The organism is Paraglaciecola chathamensis S18K6 (assembly GCA_000314955.1).
Lineage (GTDB): Bacteria > Pseudomonadota > Gammaproteobacteria > Enterobacterales > Alteromonadaceae > Paraglaciecola > Paraglaciecola chathamensis.
This window is the reverse complement of record BAEM01000033.1, coordinates 1-11727: the sequence shown is the minus strand read 5'-3', so window position 1 is coordinate 11727 and position 11727 is coordinate 1. Positions and strand designations below refer to the sequence as shown.

The 11727-nt window shown below is 46.2% G+C and carries 6 protein-coding genes; 3 read left to right on the top strand and 3 right to left on the bottom strand.

What is annotated here, in order from left to right:
• Nucleotides 1-225: 225 nt before the first annotated feature.
• Nucleotides 226-900, bottom strand: coding sequence for a hypothetical protein (locus GCHA_RS11110; RefSeq protein WP_007988179.1), 675 nt, complete (start codon nt 898-900; stop codon nt 226-228).
• Between the two features lie 207 nt (nt 901-1107).
• A complete protein-coding gene (locus tag GCHA_RS11105) occupies nt 1108-2091 on the bottom strand; it encodes a phosphotransferase (RefSeq protein WP_007988178.1) in 984 nt (327 codons plus the stop codon).
• A 155-nt stretch (nt 2092-2246) separates the two neighbouring features.
• On the opposite strand from GCHA_RS11105, the gene GCHA_RS11100 reads away from it, so the two are divergent.
• Nucleotides 2247-3089: a DUF2797 domain-containing protein gene (locus GCHA_RS11100; protein ID WP_007988177.1), complete on the top strand. Its 843-nt coding sequence runs from the start codon at nt 2247-2249 to the stop codon at nt 3087-3089.
• A 131-nt stretch (nt 3090-3220) separates the two neighbouring features.
• Here the strand turns inward: GCHA_RS11100 and GCHA_RS11095 are convergent, their stop codons facing one another.
• Nucleotides 3221-5752 carry a TonB-dependent receptor plug domain-containing protein gene (locus GCHA_RS11095; RefSeq protein ID WP_007988176.1) on the bottom strand — a complete coding sequence of 844 codons (2532 nt, stop codon included), beginning with the start codon at nt 5750-5752 and terminating at the stop codon, nt 3221-3223.
• Between the two features lie 643 nt (nt 5753-6395).
• On the opposite strand from GCHA_RS11095, the gene sbcD reads away from it, so the two are divergent.
• The gene (gene sbcD, locus GCHA_RS11090) at nt 6396-7769 is read left to right on the top strand and encodes an exonuclease subunit SbcD (RefSeq protein ID WP_039992357.1); all 1374 of its coding nucleotides are present in this window, start codon (nt 6396-6398) and stop codon (nt 7767-7769) included.
• On the top strand, nt 7769-11455 hold the full coding sequence (locus GCHA_RS11085) for an SbcC/MukB-like Walker B domain-containing protein (protein WP_007988173.1): 3687 nt from the start codon (nt 7769-7771) through the stop codon (nt 11453-11455). The genes sbcD and GCHA_RS11085 overlap by 1 nt, the downstream gene beginning before the upstream one ends.
• Nucleotides 11456-11727 lie beyond the last annotated feature (272 nt).

Sequence of the window (11727 nt, the reverse complement as noted above, 5' to 3'; positions counted from 1 at the left end):
AAACCCGCATTGTCATGATATGTGCAAATGCTACGTGCAAACGCATCAACGGATAAATTTATTACCAAAAATAAGCAGTTTAATGAAAAATGTCTGTTAACGACAATTATCTTTTTCATCTGTGGTCTATTAATGAAAGTTATCTTAAGGAGTAAATATTTGCTCTTATGCTCGGTGGGGGCCATTGTTACGCTGGGGGTAGGGCATTTCGTTATGCTTGGCCATTTAAGCAGGTGAAGGGTCAGTATTTAATATGGCTAGCACCAATACAAAAAAACAAAGCACTAAATTGAATAGCGGTATCTGCAGCATTGGTGGCATTAAGTAAATCAGTAAGACAGAGGGGATCCAGACTAACCAATTAGTGATGATTGTGGTGGGTAAATAAAGTAAAAACAGTCGTTTATCCAGCGACATAATCGTGCTCTTCAGATTAAACTGTGCATCTTTATAGTGATAACATAGGGTTAATAAAGGGCAAGTTAACAGCGCGCTAAATACAAACTGATCGAAGGCCATTTTTTTAATCAGCGTAGTCACATCTGTATCACTACCAAATAAGGTAATTTGCAAACTGTAAAACTCATCTACTAGCCACCCCATCGCCGCCCATAAAACACAATAGAACAAGAGCTGGCGAAGAGGTTTGAAATGCACCTGTCCAGACAATAGTAAATACAAATAAGGCAATAGCCCACCGAACAAAGCTGTTGATGCAATCGCATAGCCAACGCCGTATTGAGCTTTAAGTTCAGCGAAAAAATTGAACACAGGCTGACTTGCCGGCCAATAAAAAAAGCTCAACCCAATGCCTAACGCAATCACCTGTAAACATACCGCTGGGACAAAATTAAACTTTAACGCTCGTTGAATATTTAATACAAGTTGAGATTGGCTCATAAATCGGCTTTGCTAATCGGTAAAAGCTGTTTCAAGTAACCTTAAAACAGTTATCAAGGAGAGTAATCAAGCGACGAAGCTTGTCGTGCTTTGGCCCACAATTCAAGCACAATAAATAAACCCGTAAGCTGAATAAGATAAAACGCAAACCTTAGTCAGTTGAACGGCATTATGGGTGATAGGTCATTAATACGTTCCGCCCTTCGCTTAGAGCGACAAGGCCCGCTCAGTTTGACTTACCATAAAGTCGTTGATTTTAACGTGTTCTGGGCTCCAACCGAGCAAAAATCGGTTAAAATCGGCCCACGCAAAGGGGATAAGCTCACGCCATTCTTGCTCGAGCTTTACTACCTTGTCTTGGCTAAACTCGCTTGAGCTGCGTGCCAGCAGCGCTGTTTTTAACGCTGCAAAATAATAATCCACATAAGTGTCATGTTTTTCCAGTAATTGCCTGTCTGTTAAACAACTACCAAGAAAGTACATCACGTCTTTCACCCCAACGCCTCGGCCTACATATTGAAAGTCCACCGCGGCCACTTGCTCTTGTTCACTAAAACAGAAATTCGCCAGCTTAGCATCGCCATGTAAAAGGGTTTGAAAACGGGCATGATTTAGCCGGTGGTCAATACGCGATGCATTATGCTTTAGCGCGCCATCCTCCATGGCAGCAAATTCTGCTTGGCGCGTAGCCAAATACCAATAGCTGCCAACCGGCCACAAAGATGAGATGTCTATGTTAAGAAAGCGGCCATGAAAGTGCGCCAACCAACTAAGTACTGTTTTAACTTGGGCATCTGCCACCCTTGTATGCACAAGAGTAAAACCACTGCTTTGTAAGTCCTCCATAAGCAGGGTTTGCTGCTCTGGGTGGTTTGGCTCTTTGATTAGCCCGATAAACTGCGGCACGTAACACGTCTCATCACAACTCCCAGCGAAAGATTGGTAAAACTCAGCTTCCACTTGATAAGAGCGCACTTTACGTTGATGCCCCACGTCACTGTGCCAACCACGGGGATGATGCACCTCATTAGGCGGTGAAACATGCTTCGCAATGAAAGACATGCCCAGCTTAGGGCTATAGTAGCGGGCAATCTCACCGTACTCGCTCCACAAGCGCTGTAATAGCTCGCGCTTGGTAGCGTGGGGATCGTCAAGGTGATCACGTATGGCTAAAAGTAACTGGGTCTGCATGTGTGCCTATGCTCAGCAGGAAACTGATATTCGAATGGTACAACTATTTTGCCTTAAGGTTACTTTGGCAATCAAGGCTTTAGGCTGTCACAATAGTGTGCTGCTAGCGCCTCACTGTTTTTTGGCGTTAAATTTGTACACAGGACCAGACCAACATGACCATTTATCAAGGTAATATTCGCAAAATGCGTGTATCCACCGATGCCGAGCATCAAGCTCAGTACCAATTGCCCATAGGCGAGCAATTTATCGATATGAACCCGCTGCTCGGTAAAACGCTTACCGTTAGTTTTGATAACCAAATCAACTGCGTGCATTGCCAAGCTAAAACCAAGAAGAGTTTCAATCAGGGTTACTGCTATCGCTGCCTAACAAAATTGGCCCAATGCGATACCTGTATTATCAAACCAGAGCTCTGTCACTATGATGCAGGCACCTGCCGCGAACCAAGCTGGGGCGAAGCAAACTGCCTAACTGATCACTACGTATATTTAGCGAATACCGGCACCATCAAAGTAGGAATTACTCGTCATGTGAAGGATGCCGTTTCAAGTCGCTGGCTCGACCAAGGCGCAACGCAAGCTATGGCGATAATGCGCGTACAAAACCGGCTCACCAGTGGCTTGGTTGAAACCGCAATGAAAGAATTTATTGCAGATAAAACCAACTGGCGCACCATGCTCAAAAGCCAACCTGACACGGTTGATTTGCAGCAATTAAAAGAAGACTTAATTACCCAGATAGAAGATCAGTTAGACGAAATCACCGAAGAATACGGCTTTCAAGCTATTGATATACTGGATTTACCCCCAGTAGAGATCCACTACCCCGTGACGCAATACCCTGAAAAGGTTAAGTCTATTAATTTAGACAAAGAGCTGTCTTTCAACGGTGTTTTACAAGGCATTAAGGGTCAATATTGGATGTTGGATGGGGACCGCGTGATAAACATGCGCAAATATTCAGGCTATTACCTAAGCATAGAAACCCCAGAATAATTTGTTGCGTAAGCTAAAAACCGATTCACTCTATTAGCGCATAAAAAATCGGCCTCAATTAACACTGAGGCCGATTACATTTGGCTACTTATTGTTCGCCTTTTTTATAGCCCTATGCAGTCATGTATCACTTAGAAAGTGACGGATACCTTACCGTAAACAAAACGACCTGAGAAACCAAACGGCGAGAACCCGGAATACGGAAATAAACGTGAGAACGTGCCTACGTCTTCGACCAGTTCGCGTGTCGTATCAGGGTAAACATCAAACAAGTTGTTTGCCCCTAAGGTTAAGGTTAGGTTTTCAGTTACATCGTAGCCAACATCCAAATCCGTGACCCATTTTTCAGGCAATACTTCATTGGTAGCAGGGTCGCTTGAAGGCTCTTGCGTTTCACCGTAGCGAGTGGTGCGTAGAGTTGCATGCCACTCATCCATACTCCACACCGCACTCAAGTTAAGTTTGGTTTTCGGGGAGCCCACTTCAAAACGACGTAGCTCTACATCAGAGAACAAGTTACCTTGGTCCACTCCTGCACCAGCCAGCACTGCTGGCGGGTCGATGATGTCAGTCACTTCGTTTTTGTTGTAGTTAAAACCGGCATTAAAGGCAATGTCGCCCCAGTTTTGAATGTCAGTGTTATAAGAGGCCACCACATCCACACCGGATGTTTCGCTATCAATGGCATTTAAGAAGAAACGAGCGCGGTTTGCACCTGTGCCGACTAATAACGCTTCAATTCCCTCACCGGATAAGTTATTCGACAATACAATTCGATCGTCAATTTCAATATTGTAGTAATCCACTGACAAGCTGAAGTTTGAATCTGGCGACCAGGTAATACCTGCACCATAGTTCACCGCTTCTTCTGCATCCAAACCAGGTGAGCCAAGCGCTTGAGCCACGTCACTGTTTGGTGCAAACGTACCGGTTTCTGTGGGTTCGCCATCTACGAATACCGTCGCGATAGAAGTAAAGTACTGCTGTTGTAACGAGGGTGCTCTAAAGCCTGTCGATACTGACGCGCGAAGGGCAATCTCTTCGGTTAGCGTATAACGAGTAGCAAATTTGCCATTCACCGTTGAACCAAAGTCAGAATAGTCTTCATAGCGAGCAGCGATCGTTACATTCCAGTTATCTGTGATATAAGCTTCTAAATCGACATATAAACTGACGTTGTGCCGGCTATTGTCACCCGCAGATTCTGGGGTAAACCCAGGGAATACTTGCGAGCCCGCGGCACCTTCAAACGAACCTTGAATGTAAGACGCTTCTTCACCGGCTTTTATCTCGTAGCCTTCACGGCGATATTCTGCACCAACTGCCACGTTAACCCCACTGGCTAGACCGTCCACATCAATTTCACGACTTAAATCTAGGTTAATGGTCAGTTGGTCATAAATGAGCGTGCCTGCATCAAATACTGTTTGGCTTGTGGGCCCGAGTGAGGTGTTCAAGCTATTTTTAACCCCGAACTCGAACTCATCTTCACCGTACACAGCCGACAGATCATAGTTCCAATCGCTTAAAAAACCTTTAACACCTGTGGCAAACGAATAATCGTTGATGTCAGATGTGATAATCGGCAAAAAGCCATCAGGGTATATCGCTTCAATGTTACGGCTGTCTTGAGCACGGCGATAAAAGCCGCCTCCTTCCCCTTCTCGCGTGCTGTATGAACCAAACGAGTACAGTTCAGCATTTTCATTTAGCTCAAGTCCGGCATTATAAAACACCGCCATGTCTTCAACGTCACCATTGCCAAAGTTGTGGTTGTAACGATCCCAGGTTAATTCACGAGGATCTAAAGAGCCGTCTTCTAGACGAGCATAGTTTTCACGATTGTCATAATCTGCACGGTTACTCGCGCTACGATCACGAAATTCAGCGGACAAATTAAAGAAACCATCATCTCCTAATGCAAAACCCATGTTGGCGCGCATGGTGGCCGTTTGCCCGTCTGTTAACTCACGGTCGCCGCCTTCGGTGAATGCCAGATCGCCGTTCTCGTCGATGCCGACGTCTTTTAGATCAGGTACACCGTCCATTGTTGTTACGTTCGCACCGTAAGTAACTGACGCCGACCCGCCACTGCTAGCACTCTTTAGCACTATATTGATAACCCCTGCAATTGCATCGGAACCATACTGAGCTGCTGCACCGTCGCGCAGCACTTCAATGCGCTCAATGGCATTGGCCGGAATAGCGTTTAAATCTACCGCTGACGAGCCGCGACCTGTAGAACCATTTAAGTTAAGCAAGGCATTCGAGTGACGGCGTTTCCCATTAACCAACACCAAAGTGTGATCTGGTGCTAGGCCGCGCAACTGCGCTGGGCGCACATGGTCAGTACCATCGGTCAATGAGGGCTGAGGAAAGTTGAAACTCGGCAACAAGTTGCCCAAAATCATGTTGGTTTCAGTTTGACCTGTAGTACTAAGTGAATCAGCACCAATAATGTCGATAGGCACAGGGCTGTCTTCAACGGTGCGCCCTAAACGGCGAGAGCCGATAACACTGATTTTTTCTAGGTCCTCTGCGGCTTCTGTAGTTTGCTCTTGAGCATAAGCATTCGCTGAGCTCAAAATGACTGACGATGCACTCATCATCAGCGCTACTTTTAGCCAATGGTCTTTTGCTTTAAAGGTATGTGTTTTATTCATTGTGTTGTGTGTCCCAATGTCAATGTGGAGTAATCAACACTGCATCGTCTTCTGTTATTGCAATCTGTCCGGTCAGAAGTACGATTTATTATTATTTTTATGACAGGTGATGTGGTTGCCCAGTTGCCTGAGCTGAGAATACTATTACCACGAAAATTACCCACCAAGGCAACTTCACATATTCAGTTACAAATTTCACAGCGAAATGCTTAAAAACAAAGCAATGAAATCAACAACTTAACCTCGCCAAAATGATGCCAAATAGAGAGAAAAACATTACATTTTCGCTCATCTACCGACAATATCTTCGATCTACCGCTCACTTTAGAGTGTGTTTCTAATTGTACGCTTCTAATTGTACACTTCTAATTGTGTAGCTCTGATTGCTTGTTTCGGATTCAGTGTTTCTGCTCGCGTAGCTCTGATTGTGTATCCTCGTGACAACAAACTCGCTCACACAGGGTGACAACAAACGCGCTCACACAGGGCAATAAAAAAACGCATATAACGGGAATCAACTAACACGAGAAAAGACCAACAAAAGCACTTAGCAAAAAATTGCCAGCTCTATTTTGCTCAGAGCGAATACAGTACACTGTTTGTCTGCTGTAAATGACTCGAAAAACCACTAAGGACTTGGCGTATCAACATTCTACACACCTCTGATTGGCACCTAGGGCAAAACTTTTTTACGAAAAGTCGCAAAGACGAACACCAAGCCTTTTTAGACTGGCTACTTAACGTCATACAAACCCGGGAAATTGATGCTGTTATCGTCGCTGGGGATATTTTTGATACCGGTACGCCCCCAAGCTATGCGCGGCAAATGTATAACCAATTTGTAGTAGAACTGAGCAAGCTAACCTGCACACTAGTCGTACTAGGGGGCAATCACGATTCAGTATCCACCTTGAACGAATCTAAACAATTGCTCGCTTGCCTGAATACACATGTGATTGCCAACACCAGTGGCGATATAGACCAACAGGTTATCGAGCTAAACGATGAAACAGGTCAAGTGGGGGCCATATTGTGTGCCATCCCCTTTATTCGACCTCGCGATGTACTGCAAAGCCGCTCAGGAGAAAGCAGTGAAGACAAGAAACTCGCCCTAAGCGATGCCATTAAGGCCCATTACGCCACGATTTATCAACACGCCTTAACGCGCCGCGAAAAACACAAGAACAGTGTGAGCAAGCATATTCCCATCATCGCCACGGGCCACTTAACGGCGTTAGGCGTAAGCCAGTCTGAATCGGTGCGCGAGATTTATATAGGTACCCTAGATGGCTTCGCAGCAGATGGTTTTCCGCCAGCAGATTACATCGCGTTGGGGCATATTCACCGCCCGCAAAAGGTGGCGAAATCTGACCACATTCGCTACAGCGGCTCACCTATTCCTCTTAGTTTTGATGAGTTAAAGTCGCAGAAACAAGTAGTACTTGTTGAGTTTGATAAACAAGGCCAGCGCAGCATTACTCCCCTGGATATTCCACTATTTCAGCCTATGGCTATGCTCAAAGGTGATTTAGACAGTATAAAAGCACAGCTCGCCCACTACCCTGCAGCGGGTGATGAAACGAGCGATACCGCTAGCACTGCAGATGATGTGTTTGACCAAGCCCCCAGTGAAGGCCAAGGTGATGAAAAAGATGCAGGGCAAGGCGAAGCACAAAGAGAAGTAGAAGGAAAAGACCCAGCCACCGATAAACCCACTTGGCTGTGCATCCATGTAGATGTGCAAGACTACTTGAGTGATTTACAACAAAGCATTCAAACCTTAACTGAAGGGCGCAACGTAGAAGTGCTGCAATTGCGCAGAACACGCACCAGAGCAAGCCAAGGACTAAACCAAATCAACAACGAAACACTGGCCGAGCTCACCCCTTTTGAGGTATTTGAAAAGCGCCTTGAACTTGAAAATTTTGAAGGCCAAGAAGCACAGCAACGCTTAACACAGATTCGCCAAACCTTTAGCGAGATAGTAGAAGAAGTGCGCCACAAGGAGGCTAAATAATGAAGATCCTTAGCCTGCAATTTAGCAACCTAAACTCATTAAAAGGCCAATGGAAAATAGACTTTCGCCAGGCCCCTTTCGCCGACAATGGTGTGTTCGCCATCACCGGCCCCACTGGCGCAGGCAAAACCACCCTGCTAGATGCCATCTGCCTAGCGCTTTACCATGAAACCCCGCGCTTAGGTGCGTTATCAGCCACCAACAATGAAATCATGACTCGGGGTACTGCCCAGTGCAGCGCCGAGGTTGAGTTTGAAGTAAAAGGCGTAGCTTACCGAGCATTTTGGAGCATGCGTCGCTCACGGGGCAACCCAGAGGGTAACTTACAAGCCGCGGTGGTTGAATTAGGTGAAGTCGCAACCCAGAAAGTGCTCGCCAGCCAAATTAAGAAAAAAGCCGAATTAATAGAACAAATCACCGGCCTTGATTTTGGCCGTTTCACCAAATCCATGATGCTTTCTCAAGGGGAGTTTGCCGCATTTCTAAATGCTGATGAAAAGCAGCGCGCTGAGCTACTAGAAGAACTCACGGGTACTGAAATTTATGGCCTGATATCAGAAAAAGTACATGAGCATTACAGCCAAGCCAAACAACAGTTAAATGAGCTTGAAGCGCAGGCCAAAGGTGTGCAACTGCTCAGTGAAGAGCAAAAGCAAACACTCATCAATGAACAGCAAAACCTGCATACAGAGCAAAAAGAACGTCAAGTACAAATAACCGCCACCCAAGCTCATGTAAATTGGTGGCAACAGCGTAACGCAGCCGAGCAAACACACGAGCAGGCCAAGCAACAACTTGCCCAAGCTCAAGCAGATAAAGTACACCATAAAGCAGAATTACAGCGTTTAGCCAATAGCCAACCGAGTGAAGCACTACGGGCCCCGTTTGAGTTACTCACCGACGCCCAAAGTCAGAGCAAACGGGATGAAAACACCCTAGCGCGTAACGAGCAACTGCTGCAAAAAAGTGAAGCAAGCTTAGCCCAATGTAAAGATACCAGTTTAGCGCTAAATAATGAGTTTCAAGCAGCTAAAGCGGCTTATCAAGCCCAAGAAACCCTGCTGAATGATGAAGTCATTCCCCTTGATAACGAAATACTTAAGCACAAGGATTTACTCACCCAAGCCACCACACTGCATACACAGTTAAGCAGCAAACACGCACAGCTGTTAAGTGAAGAAGCGCAAACACAAAGCGCCCTAGCTAACCAGCAAACAGGCTTAAAAGCAGCGCAAGAATATGTAAAACAGCACAGTGCTGATGAAGCCTTAAAACAATATTTAGGCCAGTGGCAGGTTCAAGCACAGCAGATCAAACAAGCGCAACAGCACCATCAGCAACTGGCAAATAAGCTACAACAAGAACAAAGCCAACTGCAGCTTGCACAGCAAGAGGTAAAGCAAAAGAAACAGCAAAGCGATGCCCATACTGCACAAATAACACAATTAGAAAGTGCATACCAGCAACAGGCTGAACAACTTACAATTCTTGAACAGCAAGGAACACTGGAGTCACAAGAGAAACAACTCGATACCTTACATGGTTTTGCCCCTATTTTGCTGGCGATCAAAAACGCTCACCAACAATGGCACAACCAAGCCCAAGAGCTTACACAAAAACAAGCACAGCTCAGTGAAAATCAACAGCAGCAGATAAAACTCACACACGAGCGCGAAAATATAAAACAGCAATATGTGGCTAAAAGCCACCAGGTCACTCTGCTTAGCCAACTCATTAGCCAAGAAGAACAGTTAATTCATTTTCGTGCGGCCTTAAAAGACCAACACCCCTGCCCTTTGTGCGGCGCAACTGAGCACCCGTTGAGTGCAGAGCAAGTGGTTGATATTCCTCATAGGGTTGCGCAAAAGCAACAACACCAAACAGAGCTTGAGCAACTAGAAGAGCAAGGCAAAGAGGTTCGCGCAAAACTCGATGCCTGTATACACGCTGAGGCAGAACTTAAGCAACGTGTTGCATGGCTGAACGAACAGCAAGGCCACATAAGGGCTAACTGGCCTGAAATGTGCCAACCACTAGAGCAACATTTTGCCCTGCACCTTGCTATTGAAAATGCTGAAGGACTGGCAAGCCTTGAACAACAAATCAAACAGCAAACACAACAGTTACAAAACCAGATTAACCAGCTAAAAAATCATGCCCGAGCCGCACAAGCTAGCAAAGAAGCCTGGCAACAAAGCCACGCACAAAGTCAAAACTCAGCCTCGGCTTTGTTATTGGCAGAGCAGTCGGTTAAAAACATAGAAAACAGTGTGCAAAGTCTCACAAGTGACATGCAAGCGGCCAATGCTGCTTTGGCAACCATGAGCCAAAACGTATTAGCGCAAATTCAGCAACATGGCTATGCGCCGCCTCAACCAGAAACGCTAATGAAGTGGTTGACCAACAAAGAGCAAGACGCCAAACAATGGGAGCAACATATTAGCCAGCTGAATGACGCTTCGGCAAAAATTGACAAGCTTACCAGCACCCAGCAACATCAACGCAGCCTGTTAACCGACATCAACAACCAACTTACAGAAGTACAGCAGCAGCGTGAAGCACTCAATAATCAGCTTGAGGCACTAAACACAAAACGGTTCGGCCTGTTTGCCGACAAATCAGTAAAAGCGGAGCGTGAAACGCTCGCAACGAAATTAAGCGCGCTAGAATCCAAGCATGAAGATGCCCAGCAACAACTACGACAAGCTGAGCAAAAACACAATACTCATTTGGCCGACGTACGAAATGCCCGCGCCCAACTGCAACAAAGCCAAACCCGCTTGCAAGCAAGGCAACAAGAATGGCAAGAGAAGCTTCAAGCAAGCCCTTTTACTGACCAGCAAGCCTTTGAAGCGGCCTTACTTGATGACACCACCCGCGAGCAATTACAAACTCTTAAGCAAACGTTAGACGACAATATTGCAAAATCAGGCGCACTCCTTGAGCAAGCACAAACCCAAGTTAACGCGCTGCTAGCACACAGCAATGCCGCCTTGTGGCAACAGCAAACACTCGACAAGGTCAATGAGACATTGAGTATACTCACCGACGCGCAACACAATGCCAATAAGCGTGAAGGTGAAATTACTCAAGCGTTGAACTTCGACAAACAGCGTCGTAGCGAGCAACAAAGTTTATTCACTCAAATAGCGCAGCAGCGAAGTGAGTTTGAACATATTCACTACCTACACTCGTTAATTGGCTCGCAAAAGGGCGACAAATTCCGCACCTTTGCCCAAGGGCTAACCCTTGATAATCTGATGTATCTGGCCAATAAACAGCTTGAGCGCTTACACGGTCGCTACCTACTTAAGCGCAAGGCCAATGCCAGCCTAGCCCTTAGCGTAATTGATACCTGGCAAGGTGATATTCAGCGCGACACCAAAACCCTCTCGGGCGGAGAGAGCTTTCTAGTCAGCTTAGCACTCGCGTTAGCGCTATCAGAATTGGTCAGCCATAAAACCAGCATCGACTCGCTGTTTTTAGACGAAGGCTTTGGCACGCTAGACAGCGAAACCCTAGATATCGCCCTAGACGCCTTAGATAACCTGCATGCCTCAGGCAAAATGATTGGCGTGATAAGCCACGTTGAAGCCATGAAAGAGCGCATTGTGGCTCAACTGGCAGTGACGAAGAAAAGTGGATTAGGTTTGAGTGAGTTGGATCAGCGGTATGCTGTGCGTTAAGCAAACGCGTTGCTTTTTTATGCCCTGCGGGCACAGGGCACAGCTTCGCTGCGTTACGCACTGCGTGCACCAAGCAATCGCTTTGCTCACTATGCGCTTCGCTTATCGCAATCCATTGCGTTTTTGATACGGCATCCCTGCCGCACCAGTAACTCTTTCTTCAACAGCTAAGAAAGAGTAACCAGAAAGAAGCCGCCTCCGGCAAGTCACTTATCCCTGCGCGTCTCGTCTAACACTGGTCGTGAAAACGCGTTCCCGACGCGGCTTTCACT